Source organism: Streptomyces sp. SA15 (assembly GCF_002291145.1).
Taxonomy (GTDB): Bacteria; Actinomycetota; Actinomycetes; order Streptomycetales; family Streptomycetaceae; genus Streptomyces.
Genome location: NZ_NTGE01000126.1, coordinates 77,800 through 96,189, shown reverse-complemented (window position 1 = coordinate 96,189; position 18,390 = coordinate 77,800). Strand labels below are relative to the sequence as shown.

Here is an 18,390-nt window from a genome sequence, read left to right as displayed (position 1 = left end):
CGCACTGAACCTGCGTGGCGGCGGCTCCCTGCGGACCGTCGAGCACCTGTTGACGCAAGCAGCGTCACGGGGGACGTGCTGTCCTCCTCGCTGCCGCCGCTGTCCTGGAACGTCATCCGACCGTCACCGTCGACCACCGCTACCCACCAGATCCGAGAAGGAATCCCCAGCCATGACCGTCTTCACCGCGCAGGACAGCGTCCTCGAACGACGCACCCCGCACGAGGTCCTCCGCATCGAGCCCTGGGGGCCGCACTCGGTACGGGTCCGCGCCCGCGCCGGTCATGCCCCCGACGACACAGTCCCCGGTGCCCTCGACGTCCCCGCCGCGGGCGTTGCCGCCACCGTGACCGCGCACGCGGACGGCAGCGCCCGCATCGTCAACGGCCGCCTCACCGTGGAGGCCGACCAGGACGGCTCGCTGCGCTTCCTGCACACCGCCACGGGCCGCGAACTGCTCTCCGACAAGCGCCCCTACGTGGCCTGGGCTCACCCGCAGGCGCGCGAATACGCACCGCTCGGCGACGGCACCCACCGCATCGAGCAGCGCTTCGAGGCATACGACGGCGAGCGCATCCACGGCCTGGGCCAGCATCTGCACGGCTACCTCGACCAGAAGGGCCTGGTGATCGATCTGGTCCAGGGCAACACGGTGGTCACCATCCCGTTCCTGCACTCCTCCCGCGGCTACGGCCTGCTCTGGAACAACCCCGCGATGGGCCGGGTCGAGCTGGGCAGGGATGCCACCCGCTGGGTCGCCGACTCGGCCCACCAGATCGACTACTGGATCACCGCGGGAGACACCCCCGCCCAGATCATGGAGGCATACGCCGACGCCACCGGGCACCCGCCGCTGCTGCCCGAGTGGGCGGCCGGTTTCTGGCAGTCCAAGCTGCGCTACCGCACGCAGGACGAACTCCTGGCGGTCGCCCGGGAGTACAAGGAGCGCGGGCTGCCGCTGTCGGTGATGGTCTGCGACTTCTTCCACTGGACCCACATGGGCGACTGGGACTTCGATCCCACCGACTGGCCCGACCCGGACGCCATGATCAAGGAACTGGAGACGCTCGGCATCAAGCTGGCGGTGTCCGTCTGGCCCACGGTGGAACCCGGCAGCAGCAACCACGACACGCTGCGCGACGCCGGGCTCCTCGTCGGCGACAGCCACGGCGGCCTGCTGACCTTCCCCTGGCCCGCCCGCGGCCACGGCGCGGACCACCAGCCGATGACCTACTTCGATGCCACCCATCCGGCCGCCCGCCGCCACCTCTGGCAACAACTGAGCGAGCACTACCACTCGCTCGGTGTCTCCGCCTTCTGGCTCGACGCCTGCGAGCCGGACCTGCCTCTCGAACTGGCCGCCCGCGCGGTCTACTCGGCGGGTCCCGGTACCCAGGTGGGCAACTTCTACGGGAAGCTGGTCGCCCGTGCCCTCGCCGAAGGCCTGAACGAGGCCGGTGACGAGCGCCCGCTCAGCCTCGTCCGCTCCGCCTGGGCCGGCAGCCAGCGCTACGGCGCCGCCCTGTGGTCCGGCGACATCCAGCCCACCTTCGAGTCGCTGGCCGAGCAGATCCGGGCCGGGCTGAACGTCGCGATGAGCGGCATCCCGTGGTGGAACACCGACATCGGCGGCTTCCTCGGCGGCGACCCCACCGACCCGGCGTACCAGGAGCTGATGGTCCGCTGGTTCCAGTACGGCACCTTCAGCCCCCTCATGCGGCTGCACGGCGACCGTGCGCCGCACCACCCCACCTTCTCCGCGGACATGACCGGCGCACCGAACGAGGTCTGGTCGTACGGAGAGGAGGCGTACCCGATCCTGACCGCGCACCTGCGGCTGCGCGAGCGGCTGCGCCCCTATCTGCTGGAGCTGTCCGAACAGACACACCGCACCGGGGCGCCGGTGATGCGTCCCCTGTTCTTCGGTTTCCCCGAGGACGCGCACGCCTGGACCGTCGACGACCAGTTCCTCCTCGGACCCGACATCCTCGTCGCGCCGATCGCCGAGGCCGGAGCGCGCAGCCGTATCGTCCACCTCCCGGCCGGCGCACGCTGGACCGACACCGCCACCGGCGAGCTCCACGAGGGCGGCACCACGCTCGACGTTCCCGCGCCACTGGAACGCATCCCGGTCTTCGTCCGCGAAGGCGCCGCCGTCGCGGACGCGTTCACGGAGGTCACCGCCTGATGGCCTGTGCGGCTGCCCTCGCCGCACGGTGAACCGATCCGCAACGAAGGCCTTTTGCGAGCCGCGCGTGGGTGGGAGCGGACTCCTCGCCCACGCGCTGGTGGGCGCAAGCAGAGTGTGTGCGCACTGCGGTCGAGGCGGGAGCCCGGGTCTTCAAGTCCCCGGCACTGAGCCCTGGCGGCGCGGCACCCCGCGGATCATGCGCTCGGCGACCGAGGGCGTCGCCGCCGCCGTACCGCTGGTGTTGCGCCGGCGCGGGGAGTCGGGCCCCGGCATCACCCATGCTCACGAAGGTTGCACAGGCGTCGTCTCCAGCAGCTCGGCGGCCACCCGGCGGCCGGGCTCCCCCGTCTGTTCCGCGAGGCGCCGGAAGGTCTTCTCCGCCGATCGGGCCGGCCAGTCGGGTGGCAGATGCCGGACGGGCAGCCGGGGATCCGTGCGGATGGTGCCCAGCCACTCGGCGACCAGGCGCAGGTGGGTGGCCAGCGGGTCGAGGGTCGTATCGCCGACGTGGCTGATCCATCGGTTCTCGAAGGCGATGTAACGGGCGGCGATGGTCTCCAGATCCCAGGTGTCGCGGATCATCACATCGACGTCGGTGGCGGCGTCGGCGCACGCGTGGAAGATCTTGACGTGGGCTGCGATGCCGAGCTCGGCGACGATCTCGGAAACGTCGACACGACCCGGTGCGATCCACAGCCCGCTGTAGAGAGGACCGAATCCGGACCAGGTGAGCCGCGAGCGCAGGTCGTGGCGCTGACGCTGCCAGGCTTCGGGCAGCGAGAAACCCAGCAGGGTCCAGGTTCCGTCCCAGTCGTCGTTGACCGCACTGGTCTCCCAGACGCGTGTGCGGCCGTCGTGGAGGATCTGCGTCGCGTGCGGGGTCAGACCGAAGTACATGCGGCGCCCTTGCCGCTGCCGTTGCAGCAGGCCGCGGCCCACCATGCGGGTGAGGGTGGAGCGGACGGCCTGCTCCCCGACTCCCACGCGACCGAGAACGTCGATGATGCTGCCCGAGTACACGCACACCGGGCCCTCTTCGAGGACGTGGTCACCGAAGAAGGCGAGCAGCAACGACTGGGGGCGCAGTTGCGGTCCACCGGGCGAGTCCGGGGCAGTGCCGTTGTACCCGTCGTTCACGTGGGAGTTCACCTCGGAGAGCGTCATGTCGGAAAAGGTACGGCCGCCCGCCGCGGGTACGGCGGGCGGCGTGGCGTGGTGTCAGGGCCGGTACCGGTCGGCGGGGTGGGACAGGTCATAGGGGCGCGGGTACTGCGCCGGCTGGTAGGACACGTAACGCGCCGGCCCGGACGGATCGGCCTCCGTGGCGCGGGCGTTGAGCGTGGCTGGGTCGGTGCCCTGCCAGTGGCCCGTGGTGATGCGGGTCTCCAGTGTGTGCAGAGCGGCGACCCCTTCGCCCGTGCTGAACGTGCAGTGGCCCGCGTTCTCGACGAAGGCCTGGCGCAGCAAGGGGGTGGCGCCCGCAGCGGTGACCGCACGGCGATAGGCGCTCGCCGACTGTACCGGGATGAGGCCGTCGCCCGTGGTGTGCACGGTCAGTTGCGGCTTGGCCGGCCGGCCGGTGAACGAGCTCGTGAGGGCCATCCGGTCGACGGCCTTGGTGTCGGCGGCGATCCGGGGAGCGCGGTTCAGCGTGGCGAGGTCCTTGCTCAGCGACAGACCGGCCTTGGCGTAGAGCTCGCTGACCTCCTTGTAGAGGGGGGAACGGTGAAGCATCGCGGAGTAGTCGACGCCGGTGTTCCAGGACATGTTGCCCCGGACCCGGCTTTCCGCCTCCTGCCGCCAGGAGAAGGCGGGGAATTTCACCAGGCCCATGACCGCCTGGAACTGGTTGGCCTGCTGGGCGTCCCAGTCGGTCGGTCCCGGCCGGGTCTGGGAGGGGTCGTTCCAGCCGGGGATGTTGTGCAGGGCGGCGGCCAGCGCGATGCGGGCCCGCCCGGAGGCCGCGCTCTGCGCCCCGGCGACGGCCCCGGCCAGAGTGTCGGCCGCCTCGGCAGCCGCCGCCTGGCTGCCCAGGTCGGTCAAGCTGATGTCCGCACCGGGGGCGAGCAGCGTTTTCAACGCGAAGACCGGGTCGAGGGTGCTGTTCCAGTTGGCCACACCGCCCTGGAGCAGGCCGCACAGGGACAGTGATCCGCTGATGCGGTCCGGGTGGCGCTCGGCGATCATCGAGGTCACGAGCCCGCCGTAGGAGGCTCCCCAGGCGATGGTGTGCCGGGCCGGACCGAAGCGTGCGGTGAACGTGTCGAGCGTGGCCAGCTGGTCCGGCACCGCCTCACTCACCGCCCACCCGTTGCTCGCGTACGAGGAGCCGATGAGCGCGTAACCCTCCTTCAGCAGAGCGGACTTGGTGGCGTCGTCCGGGGCGTTGCGCGCCGGATTGGGCACTCCGAGGGGGGTGTAGCCGTGGCTGAAGAGCAGGACCGTGCCGTTCCAGGATTCCGGCTTGTCCATCACGTACGTCGCGCCGGAGGGCAACGTGCCTTCGACGTGGGCGTCGGTCTCGACCGCCTGGGCGGCCGGGGCGAGGGGTGCGGCGAGCAGCAGCGCCGCCAGGGCGACGAGCGTGCGTCTGCGGATGCGGGACTTCACGAGGGGGACTCCTTCGTCCTGGTGAAGGTGGCGGGAGGGAGTGCGGCGCAAGCAGCGACGGGAGGGCTGTGACCTCGGCGAGGGGCCCGGCCGGAGACCGGTGCGAGGCCTTCGCGGTCTCTTTCGTCCGGGGGCATGACACCGCGAAGGTAGGCGTGTACATTGCGGCCGTCAAGAAGATGCACAACATGTCTATGACGGGGCGCCACGAGCCGCGAGCCACTCGGAAGACCGCCGGCACCCGATCGACCTCTCGAACCTCCCGGCATGCCCCCATGGAGTCATGGCGGGAGACACCGTCCGACCCCACGACCCGCGCCGACCGGAACAGCCGCACACCCTCCCGGTTCTGCGGCGCCCTCATCGGCGCCTTCCCGGCAACGGCACAGAGTCGGCTCGACTCGCTCGAATTTCATATCTGCACCCAAAGCGAACAGTTCCCACCCACTTCCCGTGAGGAGGAGCCCCATGCGACGGCGCATTCTCGGGCTTGCTATAGCAGTGGTCACAGTCATCGGTGCGGCCGGATGCGGATCCTCGTCCGATGAGACGAGCGGTTCGTCGGCCTCGGCCAGCGGCAAGACCACCGAGGTCAAAGTCGGCATCATCCCGATCGTCGATGTGGCCCCGCTCTATCTGGGCCAGAAGAAGGGCTTCTTCAGCAGCCGCGGCATCGAGCTGAAGATGGAGAGCGCCCAGGGCGGCGCCGCCATCATTCCCGGCGTGGTGAGCGGACAGTTCCAGTTCGGGTTCAGCAACACCACGTCGCTGATGATCGCCCAGACCAAGGGAGTCCCGGTCACGTCGGTGGCCAACGGAGCGGCCACCACGGGAAACACCACGACCGACGTCACCGCGGTGGCGGTCAGGAAGGACAGCGCCATCAAGTCGGCCAAGGACCTGGCCGGCAGGACGGTCGCGGTGAACACCCTGCAGAACATCGGTGACACCACCGTGCGCGAGGCGGTCCGCAAGGACGGCGGCGATCCCTCGAAGGTGAAGTTCGTGGAGATCGCCTTCGATCAGATGCCGGCCGCCCTCGACGGCGGCCAGGTGGACGCGGCCTGGATGGGCGAGCCCGCGCAGACGATCGCCAAGTCCCAGGGTGCCCGGGCCGTGACGTCACCGTTCGCCGAGACCGACCCCAAGCTCACCGTGGCGACCTACTTCACCTCCGCCCAGCTGGCGAAGGAGAACCCCGACCTGGTGAAGAAGTTCGCCGAGGCGATGACCGAGTCGCTCACGTACGCCTCCGCGCACCCGGACGAGGCACGGCAGATCCTCACCACCTACACCAAGATCGACGGCCAGGTGCTGAAGGACCTGACGCTGCCCGACTGGCCCGCCCAGTACGACATGGCGTCCCTGGAGAAGCTGGCCTCGCTCGGTGAGCAGGACGGACTGTTCGGCGACAAGAAGCCCGACCTGAAGACGCTGTTCCAGTGACGGCCTCGGCACTGGCGTCCGTGAGGACGAAGCCCGCGGGGCGCGGTCCGAGCACCACCGCCGCGCTGCGCGGACTCGCCGGGCTGGCCGGTCTGGTAGCGGTCCTGGAGGTGCTGCCCCACACCGGTGCGGTCTCGGCCGACTACCTTCCGCCCGCGTCCGAGATCGGCCGTACGCTGGGGCAGTTGCTCACCGAGAGCACGTTCTGGACGGCGCTCGGCGACACCGTGACCGGCTGGGGGCTGGGCCTGGCCATCGCGGTCGTGGGCGGTGTGGTGGCCGGGGTGGTGATCGGCTCCGTGCCGGTCCTGCGCGCGGTGACCGCCTCCACCATCGAGTTCCTGCGTCCCATTCCGTCGGTGGCGCTGATCCCGGTGGCGGTGCTGCTCTACGGCACCTCGCTGGAGTCGACGCTGCTGCTGGTGGTCTACGCCTCCTTCTGGCAGGTCCTCGTCCAGGTGCTGGCCGGCACCCAGGACGTCGACCCGGTCGCGGACGACACCGCCCACAGCTATCTGCTCGGCAGATGGGGGCGGGTGCGGTACGTCCTGTGGCCGACCGCGCTGCCGTACGTGATGACGGGCGTACGGCTGGCGGCCGCCGTGGCGCTGGTCCTCGCGATCACCGCGGAACTCGTCATCGGCTCACCCGGCCTCGGCCGCGAGATCGCCGTCGCGCAGAACTCCGGCGCGGTGTCACGGGTGTACGCCCTGGTGCTGGTCACCGGGCTGCTCGGCGTCGCGATCAACCTGGTGGCGCGGGCCGTCGAGCGGCGGGCGCTGCACTGGCACCAGTCCCAGCGCAGGGAGGGATGACCTCATGACCGTCCTCACAGTGGGCCGTCGTGCCCTGCTCGTGCTGGGCCTGCCCTCGGTTCTGTTCGCGGTGTGGTGGTTCGCCACCGCCGGCAGCACCGACTTCTACGTCCCACCGCTGTCCACCATCCTGGGGAAGTTCGGGGAGGTCTGGGTGGGCGACCGGCTGGCGTCCGACGTCCTGCCGAGCCTTCTCAGACTCACCGCGGGCTACCTGCTCGCCGTCGTCATCGGCGTCGGACTCGGCCTCCTGGTCGGCACGCACCGCGTCGTACGGGACGTCCTGGAGCCGGTGCTGGAGCTCTTCCGCGCCATCCCGCCGCCGGTGCTCGTCCCCGTGCTCATGCTGTTCGCGGGCATCGACGACACCATGAAGGTCATCGTCATCGCCAGCGGCTGCGTCTGGCCGATCCTGCTCAACACCGTCGAGGGCGTCCGCGCCGTGGACGAGGTGCTGGGCGACACCTGCCGCTCCTACGGCATCACCGGCCCCGCCCGCCTGTGGCATCTGGTGCTGCGCTCGGCCAGCCCGCAGATCGTCACGGGCATGCGGCAGTCGCTGTCGATCGGGATCATCCTCATGGTCATCAGCGAGATGTTCGCCGCCAGCAACGGACTGGGCTTCACCATCGTGCAGTTCCAACGCAGCTTCGCCATCCCCGAGATGTGGAGCGGCGTCCTGCTCCTCGGCCTGCTCGGCTTCGTCCTGTCGCTGCTCTTCCGCCTCGCCGAGAACCGGGTCCTGGCCTGGTACCACGGCCTGCGCCGCGCCCAGCGCACCACCTGACCGGCCGCCCGGTCCACCCGGTCCGCCCCAAGAAGGAGACGTCGATGCTCGACGTACGCAACCTGCAGAAGACCTATGCCGGCCGGAACCGCACCGTCGAGGCACTGCGCAGTCTCAGCTTCCGCCTCGACGCCGGTGAACTGGTGTGCCTGGTCGGCCCGTCGGGCTGCGGCAAGACGACCCTGCTGAAGTGCATGGCCGGGCTGCTGACCCCCACCAGCGGCGAAGTCGCGCTGGACGGCCGCCCGGTCAGCGGGCCCCCGCCCGGCATGGCGGTGGTCTTCCAGGAGTACGGCCGCTCGCTGTTCGCCTGGATGAACGTACGCGACAACGTCGCTCTCCCCTTGCGCCGCAAGAAACTCGGCAAGGCGCGGGAGAGGGAACTCGTCGACCACGCCCTGGAGGTGGTCGGTCTGGCCGACGCCCACCACGCCTATCCCTGGCAGCTCTCCGGCGGCATGCAGCAGCGCGTCGCCATCGCCCGCGCCGTCGCCTACGAACCGAAGGTACTGCTCATGGACGAGCCCTTCGCCGCCGTCGACGCCCAGACCCGCGCCGACCTGGAGGACCTCATCCGCCGGCTGTGGCGCGAACTCGGCGTCACCGTCCTGTTCGTCACCCACGACATCGACGAGGCCGTCTACCTCGGCCAGCGCACGATCATCCTGTCCAAGTCGCCGACCGTGGTGCTGGAAGACCTGGTCATCGATCTTCCCGACGAACGCGACCAGTTGCACACCCGCTCCAGCACACGCTTCGCCGAACTGCGCTCGCACGTCTACGAACAGATCCAGCGCGCCAAGCACCACAGCGGCGACACGACTTCGGGTGGCGCCGGCCAGGATCCCGGCTCGGGACTCCGGTCACCCGAGAAGAGGGACGAGACCAGAGTTGCGTGACACGACTTCGGCAACCGGTTCGACGGCCTGGACCGCCGCCTGCCCGCCCTGCTTCAACCCGATGCCGGCCGCCCGCTGCGGGAGCCGGGTGTTCTCGTGGGCCTGTCACCGAACGCGGTACACCGCCGACCGGCCAGGCTCCGCGTCTCGGGCGCCTTTCCGGATCCGGTGGCTGCCGTCGGTCCCGGGGCGCTGGGCCCCGGCATGACGGTCCTGGTGCTCGTCGAACTCGCACCGGATGACGACCGGCACTACGCCCCGTTCACGGACCGGCCGGCGGACCTGCGCGAGACGAAGGCGGCGTCCTGCGCGTACGCCGTGCACGGTCCCCGCGTTCTGACGCACGGATCCGCACCGAGCAGCCCCCGGCGGGCACCTCCCTGTCCCGCCGGGGGCATCTCCGTGTCGGCGCCTATGCACAGGGTGAAGAAGATCATGGGGTTGTCCTTGCTGTCCCGGAGAGGGTGGCCCAGAGCGAGGGTCCTCTTGACGTCGTTCAGGCGGTGGTGCATCTCGGGAGCGTGCGCCCGGGAGGCGGTGAAGTAGGTGTTCTCCTGTGCGGCGAGCCAGCGCAGGACCACCGCGCCCTCGGTGAACGGCAGCGGCCTGCGGCCGTGGAAGACGTCGTGGACACACACCGGTATGCCCGGCCGCATGCGCGGCAGCAGGTACTGGATGTACCAGCGGCGAAACTCGCCGAGTGGGCCGCGTCGATGAACAGGAAGTCCGCGCCCGCCGCGCAGCGGCTGTCAGATGCAGCGGGATCTTAGGTGACCTCCGCCTCGATGTCGTCGAGTTGGGCCCTCAGCGAGGTCGGCGGCACGAGCAGTTCCCGCTGCTTCTCGCGGACCCGGTCGAGATGGTGGGCGTAGGCGCGGTAGAGCCGGACGATGTAGTCGATGTCGATGTGCTGGTGCATGCGCGCTCCGTTGCGAAACCGGTCTGGTTGGTCAGGGCGCGGTGACGCTGAGGCGCGGGGCGGTGAGGGCACGTCACACCCTGGTGCCGACTCCGCTGTCACACCCGGGTATCAGCCGCCCGGGGCTCGGTCGGACATTCCCGGGGCGACCAGCCCCGACTCGTAGGCCATGACGACGAGTTGCGCCCGGTCGCGGGCGCCGAGCTTGGCGAGCAGCCGGCTCATGTGGGTCTTGACGGTCTGCTCGGCCACCACCAGCCCCGCGGCGATCTCCGCGTTCGACAGGCCCTGCGCGACCAGCAGCAGCACCTCCGTCTCCCGGGGCGTGAGGCCGTTCAGCTGCACGCGCGCGTCCCGGCGCGGGCCGGGGCGGAGCCGGGCCACGTCCTCGATGAGGCGTCGGGTGACGGACGGGGCGAGCAGCGCCTCACCGGCGGCGATCACCCGTACCGCCTGCACGAGTTCGGCGACCGGGGCGTTCTTGAGGAGGAAGCCGCTGACCCCGGTGTGCAGGGCCTCGTAGATGTAGTCGTCGATGTCGAAGGTGGTCAGCATCAGCACCTTGGGGCGGTGCACCACGCCGGGCGGCGCATCCAGCAACTGTCGTGCCGCTTCGAGCCCGTCCATCTCCGGCATCCGTACGTCCATCAGCACCACGTCCGCGTGAGTGCTGCGGCTGACCTCGATGCCGAGGCGGCCGTTGGGCGCCTCCCCCACGACGTCGATGTCGCTCTGCGCCGACAGCAACGCCGCGAACCGTCGAGCGCCGGCTTCCGGCCGTCCACGGCGAGGCACTGACCGCCGACAAACCGGACGCCGAGCAGGTGTGGCGAGCCCTCACCGACCCGGTCGGCCGGAGCAGCGCCGTGACGGCGGCGCCCGGCATCGACCGGGTGTGGCTGGACGGGCGGGTCACCATGGCCGCGCCACCTCCGACCCCGACCCGGAAGGCGGGGTCGTGCAGATCGGCGCCCCGGCCGTCTGGAAGGCCGGCTACGACGGCAAGGGCGTGAAGGTGGCCGTCCTGGACACCGGCTGGCGAAAGACTGCGACAGCAGGGACTCCTGGCACTGCTCGGACGGGATCGCACCCCCGAACTGCCAAGAGTCCCTGCGGCCATGCACCGCCCCCGCCACGATCACCCGATCAGGACTCCCGTCAGACCGGAGAGGCCCCTCGATCGGTAAGCGGCGGATAGCTTCTCAGGCTGTCTCCTCACCGAGCGGTTGCAGGTTGAGGCAGGATGCCCTCCGCCTTCGGCCTGCCTGGTGCCCTGAGGAAGAGCGCCAGCACCGCGGAGGCCAGACCGATGCAGCCTGCGAGGACGAATGCGCCCTGGTAGTCCCAGACACCCACCACGACCGCGCCCATGCCGGACCCCACGAGGCCCGAGATCAGCTTCGAGCTGTAGACCATGCCGTAGTTGGACGCGTTGTTGTTCTCACCGAAGTAGTCCGCGGTCATGGCCGCGAACAGCGGGAAGATCGCGCCGCCACCGAAGCCGGACACCATGGAGCAGAACAGGAAGAACGGCATGCTGCCCATCTGGCCGGACACCAGCACGCCGAACTGGGCGGAGCCCAGCACCAGACACACGATGATCAGTGTGTGGCGGCGGCCGAACTTGTCGGAGATCCAGCCGATCACGCCGCGCCCCGTGCCGTTGACGATCGCCTTCAGGGACATCGCGGTGGCCACGATCCCGCCCGCGAAGCCCATGTCCTTGCCGAACGGCACCTGGAAGGCGATGCCGAAGATGTTGATGCCGGCCGTGCACAGCAGACAGAACCACATCATCCACAGGACGGGTGTCCGCGCGGCCTCCTTGGGGGTGTACTGCTTGACCGCCGGCGGGTTCTTCTCGAGCGCCCGGCGGATCTTCGGGTCGTCGGTCGCCGTGAGCGGGTCGACGTGCGCGGGCCACCAGTTCTTCGGCGGGTCCTTGAAGAACCAGCCGGCCCCGGCCACCACCAGGCACAACCCGACACCCACGGCGGTCAGCACGGTCTTGTAGTTGCTCAGGTCCATGTACGAGGTGAACAGGAACACGAAAGGCACGGAGCCGTAGGCGAAGCCTCCGTTGACGAAGCCCGTCTTGCCGCCCTTGCGCTCCGGATACCACTTGCCGACCATGTTCACAGAGGTGGCATAGACCAATCCGGCGCCGATGCCACTGCACATTCCGAAGCCGAAGTAGGCGACGAGTACGTGCGGCGCGTACGCCAGCGACACATAGCCCAGCAGGGTGCCGACCGCGCCGATCAGCATGGCCGTGCGCGCGGGTAGCCGCCCACTCTCGCGCAGTTGTCCGGCCGGAAAGGCCACGGCCGCCTGGAAGAACACCCAGACGCCCATCAGCCAGAAGATGTGCCCGCTGTCCCACAGATGGGCCTGGTGGAGCGTTTCCTCCGCCGACGTGAACGCGTACTCGGCGGAGCTGATGCCCATCATGGCCACCCAGGGCAGGATGACCATCCACCGGCGCGGCCGGCCCATGATGTCGACATCGGTCTCGCCGAGCCGGTACACGCGGCCATTGCGGTCCGTCACTTCGCGGTATGGAACCGACGTCGACGCTGACGTAGAGGTTGTCATCTCATTCTTTCCTTACCTCGAAAAGCTCGGCCGGCGCCTCCTGTCCGGATCGCTTCGGGACTCGGTGTTCGACCATGAGCTGAGCCATGATGCGCCGAGGACGCCGAGGAAAGGGAGTCCTGGGCCGAGCCGGAGCTGATCCATCGGAAGGGAGACGTCGTCGCTGACGTTGCCGTCAACTCGCTGCTTGCTTCGAAAACGGCGCCGCTGACTTGGTCGGCAACGCCCTCCTCCTTTCGCCCGGGCCTGCTGCTCGCCGTCACCTGGGGGTCGTGGTTGCGGACAGTGCAGTGCGACCGGTCCTCGAGCCGGGGCCTACACCCGGTGACACGCCTCCCTGACGCTTTGAGATTCCGCTGAGTGCGCCGAGCCTGCGCTGGTCGGAGGGAATTGCATACAGTATGGTCCGGGGCTGGGCAGTAGTTTGGGGCTGCCGAGACCTGTTGTCCAGAGGTTGCGCAGAGGTATCTTCGAGTCCTTCAATTTGCCCTTGCGACTAGCGGAGGCCGAGGGCAACGCCACCAGGACGTGCACGACCGCGACTTCGTCCCTCCTCGACGAAAGAGGCATTCACGCTGCTTCCCGCCTGCATCAAAGCCACTTGCCCCCGTACAGCCCGAGATGGCGGGAGGCGGCTCGTACAGGGGTCGGTCTCCCCGACCCTCACCTCTCGTGGCCGCCACGCTGCCGCCGTTCCGGCACCCTGATCGCGGGAACCCTTGCAGTGGCACGGCCATCGGGTCGACGGTTCGCCATCAAAGGTGTTCCCATCGGCGGCCGAGTCGTCGTCGCAAGTGTGAATGCTGGGGCTTGGCATCGACCTCACCGTCTGCCCGCGTGAGCCGGCAGGCACCGCTTCGCACTCCGTCCCCGGAACATCCAGCGCGGCCTTCGCTGCCCACACACCGTCGTCCATCCGGAGCCTGCCGGCCGCCCGTGGCACCCCCGCGCACACCCATGCGGCCAACGGGAAGTTTGCACATTGCATACCAAAGCCAGTAGGCTGCTACCTGGACAAGCGTTCGCTTCTTCGACTCAAGATTCGGAGGGCCGCCTTGAGCGAGTCCCTGACTGCGGCGGTCTCCCGCCGCGTCGCTCGCCCTGCCCCGCTGCGTCAGGCCGTTTACGACGCATTGGTCGAGCTGATCATCAGCGGTACCCTCAAGCCCGGCCAGCACCTGGTCGAGGGCGAACTCGCCGAGCAGCTGGGAGTGAGCCGCCAGCCGGTCCGCGAAGCGCTGCAGCGCCTGCACACCGACGGATGGGTGGACCTGCGTCCCGCCCAAGGCGCCTTCGTGCACAGTCCTTCACAGGAGGAGGTCGAGGAGCTGCTCAGCGTCCGCGCAGTACTGGAGAGCTACTCGGCTCAGCTCGCCGCCCAGAACGCCGACCCCGCCGGCATCGAGCGGCTGCGGGAGCTGCAGAAGGAGGGCATGGAGGCGATCGCCGCCGATGACGCCGAGCGGCTGGTGGCAGCCAATACGGCCCTGCACGACCACATCGCCTCCCTCGCCGGCAACAACGTACTGATGCAGCTGATCTCTCTGGTGAGCCGACGCGTCCGGTGGTACTACACGCCCATCGCCAAGCCTCGCGGCAAGGACGCCTGGACCGAGCACGCCCAGCTCGTCGAGGCCATCGCCAACGGCGATGCGGACAAAGCAAGCAAGATCATGCGCCGGCACGCCGACCGCACCACAAAGCTCTACCGCACCTTGCTGCGCAAAGACTGAAGGACCTCGGCCGCCCTCACGGTCATCCGCCGGAGGCGGCGGTAGCCCCGGCTCCAGCCAGGGCATGCCGTCGGGTCGTTGCGCACCAGCTCGATGTGCCGACATGAGCGGCGGCCCTGTGACGAGACCTGCGTTCAGGACTGTGACGCTGGGACCGGTCGGCCCAGGGGGCGCACCCGCCGACCGGTCCCGCGCCCGTGTCACGCGCCGAGTCGCCTGTCAGCCCACGGAGGCAATCCGTGCGCTGAGCCGCGCGCTCGTCCGTGTACACGTTCTTTGGGGGTGCTGCAACGGTCGCCGACGAGGGTCGATCCCGTCACGGCGGCCAGGCACTCGGCGCTGACCGGAGACCCGCGGCGCCAGGTGAACTCGCCTGGGCGTAAGGCGATGCCGGGACCTCTTCCGTCGCACCATGTCCTTCACTGCGCGTTCCTGCCGCTTTCGAGGGCGGCCGTATTTCAAAAGGTGGTCAGGGTTTGTCTACAGTATACGACCTTCGCCTGGCAAGGGTGGAACAGGAGCTCGCCGAGGCGGACGGTCCAATATGCGCCGGTCGCGAGCGAGCGAGGGCGCATCCGATCCGCTGACCGATCGAGACTGTAGACGATAGACTGTAGACAACGCCAATCGTACGGTGAGCTACGGAGGAGCGGAGCCTGGCTCCGGTCGAGACCGAGCTCACCGCACACCTCGGCGTATCCCGCCAGCCGTAGACCGAGTCGGCGACGCCGACGGCGGTCAACGCCACCCCGAAGGCCACGACGCGGCTGCGCGCGTCGTGACAGGCGGGTCAGCGGGCTCTGAAGGCCGATGTCGTCGATGCCGTGGTCGCGCCCGTACCCGCCCCTGCGGCGCCTGGTCCTGAGACGAGTACCGGGCACTGATCGACGCCATCACGGCGGGTGACGAGTAGCGGGCGCAGCAACTGAGGCGCGGGCACACCGAGCACACACGCCGACGGCCACCGGCGCACGCGATCCCGCCGATGGTCTCGGCAACGGGTGAAACTCAGCCGTTGCCGACAGATGGCGGCAGTACGCCGTCGGTGACAAGGGGATGCCTTGCGCCGGCGGGTGTACGCCGAAGGCGGGCAACCGCCCGCCGCGGCCCGTCCGCGACTGGGCGGAAGCGGACCGCGACGGGCGGCCGTCAGCCGTGCGCGATGGTGCCGGCTAGGGCCTGTTGCGAAAGTCCTGTCGTTCGCCCGGAGGGCGGGCCCCGCGGCGTCCGGTGCGTGCTCTCGGCGTGCCGGGTGCAAGCCCTCGTACTGGATGTACTTGGGCTTGTGCCCGGTGCGGCGAGAGTACGTGCCGGACGCCGCGGGGCAGGCGGGACTTTCGCAACAGGCCCTAGGCCGAGGCCGTTTCGCTGCTCGCCTGCAGCGAGCCCACCTGGACGTGACGCGCTGCGGGGCGGCCCGGCTGCCGCAGCAGCAGCGCGAGTGCCGCCGACGCCAGCCCGAGGCACCCGGCGAGGATGTACGCCCCGGAGTAGCCCCACGCCGCGACGACCGTCGCGCCCAACCCGCTGCCGGCCAGCCCGCCGACCAGCTTGGAGCTGTACACCAGCCCGTAGTTCTGGGCGTTGTTGTTCTCGCCGAAGTAGTCCGGGACCAGCGAGGCGAACATCGGGAAGAAGGCGCCCGAGCCGAAACCGGAGATGAAGGCGAAGAAGAGGAACAGCGGTTCGCTGCGGATGTCGCCGGCCCACAGGACACCGAACTGCGACAGCCCCTCGATCGCGACCACCAGGATCAGGGTCTGTTTCCGTCCGAGCCGGTCGGACACCCAGCCGGTCACTCCGCGGCCGGTGCCGTTGATGATGGACATGATGCCCATCGACGAGGCAACCACCAGTGGACCGAACCCGATCTCCTTCGCGAACGGAACCTGGAAGGAAATGCCGAAGATGGACACCCCCGAGGCCAGCACCAGGCAGAACCACATCAGCGGGAGCATTCCGGTACGGATCGCGTCCATCGGCTCGTACTGCCGCACGGCCGGGGGGTTCTTGGACAGCGCCTTGTCGTTGGCCGCCTTGCTGTACTGCAGCGGGTCGACCTCCTCGGGCCACCAGTTCTTGGGCGGGTCCTTGAGGAACCAGCCGCAGATGGCGACCAACACGAGGACGTAGACGCCCACCCAGTCGAGCACCGCGCGGTAGTTGCCGGTGTGGAAGGAGTAGGTGAACACGAAGATCATCGGTACGGACCCGTAGGCGAATCCGCCGTTGACGAAGCCGGTCTTGCCACCGCGCCGTTCCGGATACCACTTGCCGACGATGTTGACGCAGGTCGAGTAGACCATGCCTGCGCCCGTGCCACCGAGGACACCGAATCCCAGGATGGCGAGCGCCACGTTCGGCGCGTAGCTGAGGGCGAAGAATCCCAGTCCGGCCAGGACGGCTCCGGTGAGCGTGGCCCCGCGGGCCGTGAGGATCCCGCGTTCTCGCAGCCTTCCCGTCGGGAAGGCCACCCCCGCCTGGAAGACCGTCCACACACCCAAAACCCAGAACGTGTCGGTGGACGACCAGTGATGGGCCGAGGACAGAACCTCCTCGGCCGAGCCGAAGGCGTATTCCGCGACGCTGATGGCCATCATGGCCACCCACGGGAGCAGCACCATCAGCAGGCGCGGGCCGCCCAGAAGTTCTCTGGCGCTCTCGCCGACGCGGTATACGCGTCCGTTGACATCCGTGACCTCGCGGTATGAGGGTCGTGTGGATGATGCGGTTGTCATGTCATCTCCCCTTGCTCAAGAGACTCACCAGCGCCCCCTGGTCGGTACTCCGTGTGCAGTGCGGGGAGGTCTGGCCCTGGGCAGCGGCGCCCGAGCCGGACCTGTGATGCGGACCGGTCATGACGGTCCGCGCCATCGGGAGTTGGGTGGCGGCAGCGGGGGCCCGCGTCGCCGTGTCGGAAGCGGCGGATGCCGGGTCGCTTTCGCCGAGTGGCGGCGGCACCGCAGCATGCTCAGATCACGCCGTTCGACTTCAGCAGGCGCAACTCTTCGTCGTGCTCGCCGGGCAGCGGTGAGGTCGTCACCTCGACCGGCGGGCGCAGCTGCCTGCGCGTGATGTCACCGGCCGATGTCTCCGGCTTGCTGATGTCCGTACCGAGCCACGCGAGCAGCTTGGTCGCGGAGGAACCGGACTGGACGTGCGTCAGGTCCAGGACGCGGACACCGTCGAGGGTCCTGGGAGGCCGGGTTGGCTGCGGAATCGTGACGGTCTCGGTGGTCACCGGGGTCACCTCACTCGTTCGTCGCGGAAAGCGACGGCAGGAAAAGAGCTGAATACTGTATGCGCTGGCTAGGGACCTTAACGCTCGCGTGATCCCGGTGACCCCCCGTGGAAATTGAGGTTTTCCACAAGAACGTCTAAAGGGCTGGCATAGAAGTCGACCCGGTCACGTCGACGCCAGCGCGGACATGCGCACCCGTGGCAACAACGAGAGGGATGGCATACAGTATGCAATCCCGGGGATGCTTGGCAGGCTCCCCGCTCGCCCGGACTCCTAGGGAGCCGCTCCATGTCGTACCGCTCCGCTCTCTCCTATGTCTTGAGCAGCACCATCGAGCCCTCCGCCGAGCAGACCAGCGCAAGCGAGAGGTTTCCCCGCACCTCAGTGGCCGCCCTCGCGGAGGCAGGACTGCTCGGACTCACCGTCTCCGCCTACCTCGGCGGCGGCGGCCTCGGACTCGTCGAGGCGGCCGAGGTCGTGACCGAGGTGTCTCGCGTCTGCCCGGCCACTGGCGCTGTTCTCCGCTCTCACTACGCCGCGGTTGCCTGCATCGAGGCATACGGCACCCCTTGGCTGCGCCGGAGGGTCGCCGACGGCCATCACCTCAGCACCCTCGCTCTGGTTGACGTCGGCGACGGCGGCGGACCGGGCGGCGCGGCTCCGCCGGCGGGTTCGACGGCGACGCGTACCGGCGATGTGGTGGCACTCCGCGCCCGGAAACGCGATGTCGTCGGGGCGGGCGAGGCCGACAGCTACATTTGGTCCTCCCTGCCGGTCGACGGAAGCGGCAGGCCGGCCCTCTGGCTGGTCCCAGCGGACGCACCAGGTCTGTTCGTGCCGACGCGGCCCAACGGCGCGGGCCCGCGCGGCAGTGGCGCGTCCACCGTCTGCGCCGACCCCGTGCTGGTCCCGGCGAGCGCGCGGCTCGGGCAGGAGGGCGGCAGGCGCGATCACGTACTGGGCACCGTTCTCGAGTGGCTGGCCGCACTGCCGGCCACCGGCTCGGCGGCCGCCGAGCCGGTCAGCGCCGAGGCACTCGCCTGACATCCGACGTTCCCAGCGGTGGACGCGGATATTGAAGGCTGCATACAGTATTCGACGTGTGGACCAATCGCTGGGGCGCACATGTCGGACGAGCAGGTCGGTCAAGGCCA

13 protein-coding genes and 3 pseudogenes are annotated in these 18,390 nt (G+C 69.2%); 8 read left to right on the top strand and 8 right to left on the bottom strand.

Annotation, left to right across the window (positions count from 1 at the left end; genetic code table 11):
- Positions 1-172 precede the first annotated feature (172 nt).
- Complete coding sequence (locus CLM62_RS29440; protein WP_095752941.1) at positions 173-2,188, top strand: TIM-barrel domain-containing protein; 2,016 nt, start codon at positions 173-175, stop codon at positions 2,186-2,188.
- A 285-nt stretch (positions 2,189-2,473) separates the two neighbouring features.
- On the opposite strand, the gene CLM62_RS29435 is transcribed toward CLM62_RS29440, so the two are convergent.
- Both CLM62_RS29435 and CLM62_RS29430 read right to left on the bottom strand, forming a co-directional pair.
- Complete coding sequence (locus tag CLM62_RS29435; RefSeq protein WP_095752940.1) at positions 2,474-3,355, bottom strand: PaaX family transcriptional regulator C-terminal domain-containing protein; 882 nt, start codon at positions 3,353-3,355, stop codon at positions 2,474-2,476.
- Positions 3,356-3,409: 54 nt separating this feature from the next.
- Positions 3,410-4,801: a S9 family peptidase gene (locus tag CLM62_RS29430; RefSeq protein WP_257004156.1), complete on the bottom strand. Its 1,392-nt coding sequence runs from the start codon at positions 4,799-4,801 to the stop codon at positions 3,410-3,412.
- Positions 4,802-5,269: 468 nt separating this feature from the next.
- Here CLM62_RS29430 and CLM62_RS29425 point away from each other — a divergent pair, with 468 nt between their 5' ends.
- The 5 genes and pseudogenes from CLM62_RS29425 to CLM62_RS53190 all read left to right on the top strand — a co-directional run.
- Positions 5,270-6,247, top strand: coding sequence for an ABC transporter substrate-binding protein (locus tag CLM62_RS29425; RefSeq protein ID WP_095752939.1), 978 nt, complete (start codon positions 5,270-5,272; stop codon positions 6,245-6,247).
- A 20-nt stretch (positions 6,248-6,267) separates the two neighbouring features.
- Positions 6,268-7,062, top strand: a complete 795-nt coding sequence (locus CLM62_RS29420; protein WP_095752995.1) for an ABC transporter permease — start codon at positions 6,268-6,270, stop codon at positions 7,060-7,062.
- A gap of 4 nt (positions 7,063-7,066) precedes the next feature.
- The gene (locus CLM62_RS29415) at positions 7,067-7,849 is read left to right on the top strand and encodes an ABC transporter permease (RefSeq protein WP_095752938.1); all 783 of its coding nucleotides are present in this window, start codon (positions 7,067-7,069) and stop codon (positions 7,847-7,849) included.
- Positions 7,850-7,893: 44 nt separating this feature from the next.
- Positions 7,894-8,748: an ABC transporter ATP-binding protein gene (locus CLM62_RS29410; RefSeq protein ID WP_257004155.1), complete on the top strand. Its 855-nt coding sequence runs from the start codon at positions 7,894-7,896 to the stop codon at positions 8,746-8,748.
- 27 nt (positions 8,749-8,775) lie between these two features.
- Positions 8,776-8,880: pseudogene (locus CLM62_RS53190) on the top strand (Lrp/AsnC family transcriptional regulator); the annotation flags it as partial.
- Positions 8,881-8,999: 119 nt separating this feature from the next.
- Here the strand turns inward: CLM62_RS53190 and CLM62_RS51975 are convergent.
- From CLM62_RS51975 to CLM62_RS29395, 4 genes and pseudogenes are all read right to left on the bottom strand, one after another.
- On the bottom strand, positions 9,000-9,404 hold the full coding sequence (locus CLM62_RS51975; protein WP_257004154.1) for a hypothetical protein: 405 nt from the start codon (positions 9,402-9,404) through the stop codon (positions 9,000-9,002).
- A gap of 110 nt (positions 9,405-9,514) precedes the next feature.
- Positions 9,515-9,667 carry a hypothetical protein gene (locus CLM62_RS51970; protein WP_257004153.1) on the bottom strand — a complete coding sequence of 51 codons (153 nt, stop codon included), beginning with the start codon at positions 9,665-9,667 and terminating at the stop codon, positions 9,515-9,517.
- A 111-nt stretch (positions 9,668-9,778) separates the two neighbouring features.
- Positions 9,779-10,462 (bottom strand): response regulator transcription factor, encoded by a 684-nt coding sequence (locus tag CLM62_RS29400; RefSeq protein ID WP_095752937.1) that lies wholly within the window; start codon positions 10,460-10,462, stop codon positions 9,779-9,781.
- Positions 10,463-10,869: 407 nt separating this feature from the next.
- Positions 10,870-12,262: pseudogene (locus CLM62_RS29395) on the bottom strand (OFA family MFS transporter).
- A gap of 1,055 nt (positions 12,263-13,317) precedes the next feature.
- Between CLM62_RS29395 and CLM62_RS29390 the strand changes: the two are divergent.
- Positions 13,318-13,995, top strand: coding sequence for a GntR family transcriptional regulator (locus tag CLM62_RS29390; protein ID WP_095752936.1), 678 nt, complete (start codon positions 13,318-13,320; stop codon positions 13,993-13,995).
- A 1,349-nt stretch (positions 13,996-15,344) separates the two neighbouring features.
- Here the strand turns inward: CLM62_RS29390 and CLM62_RS29380 are convergent.
- Both CLM62_RS29380 and CLM62_RS29375 read right to left on the bottom strand, forming a co-directional pair.
- Positions 15,345-16,733 (bottom strand): OFA family MFS transporter, encoded by a 1,389-nt coding sequence (locus CLM62_RS29380; RefSeq protein ID WP_095752935.1) that lies wholly within the window; start codon positions 16,731-16,733, stop codon positions 15,345-15,347.
- Between the two features lie 317 nt (positions 16,734-17,050).
- Positions 17,051-17,236, bottom strand: a pseudogene (locus CLM62_RS29375) (CoA transferase); the annotation flags it as partial.
- A 288-nt stretch (positions 17,237-17,524) separates the two neighbouring features.
- Between CLM62_RS29375 and CLM62_RS29370 the strand changes: the two are divergent.
- Entirely contained in the window at positions 17,525-18,280 is a 756-nt protein-coding gene (locus CLM62_RS29370) for an acyl-CoA dehydrogenase family protein (protein ID WP_095752934.1), read from the top strand.
- The last annotated feature ends 110 nt before the right edge of the window (positions 18,281-18,390 follow it).

What these genes read in the sequence shown, in the direction of transcription:
- CLM62_RS29440 (WP_095752941.1), top strand. Translation starts at nt 173, where the DNA reads ATGACCGTCTTCACCGCGCAGGACAGCGTCCTCGAACGACGCACCCCG.
- CLM62_RS29435 (WP_095752940.1), bottom strand. Translation starts at nt 3,355, where the DNA reads ATGACGCTCTCCGAGGTGAACTCCCACGTGAACGACGGGTACAACGGC.
- CLM62_RS29425 (WP_095752939.1), top strand. Translation starts at nt 5,270, where the DNA reads ATGCGACGGCGCATTCTCGGGCTTGCTATAGCAGTGGTCACAGTCATC.
- CLM62_RS29415 (WP_095752938.1), top strand. Translation starts at nt 7,067, where the DNA reads ATGACCGTCCTCACAGTGGGCCGTCGTGCCCTGCTCGTGCTGGGCCTG.
- CLM62_RS29410 (WP_257004155.1), top strand. Translation starts at nt 7,894, where the DNA reads ATGCTCGACGTACGCAACCTGCAGAAGACCTATGCCGGCCGGAACCGC.
- CLM62_RS51975 (WP_257004154.1), bottom strand. Translation starts at nt 9,404, where the DNA reads ATGCGGCCGGGCATACCGGTGTGTGTCCACGACGTCTTCCACGGCCGC.
- CLM62_RS51970 (WP_257004153.1), bottom strand. Translation starts at nt 9,667, where the DNA reads ATGCACCAGCACATCGACATCGACTACATCGTCCGGCTCTACCGCGCC.
- CLM62_RS29380 (WP_095752935.1), bottom strand. Translation starts at nt 16,733, where the DNA reads ATGACAACCGCATCATCCACACGACCCTCATACCGCGAGGTCACGGAT.
- CLM62_RS29370 (WP_095752934.1), top strand. Translation starts at nt 17,525, where the DNA reads ATGTCGTACCGCTCCGCTCTCTCCTATGTCTTGAGCAGCACCATCGAG.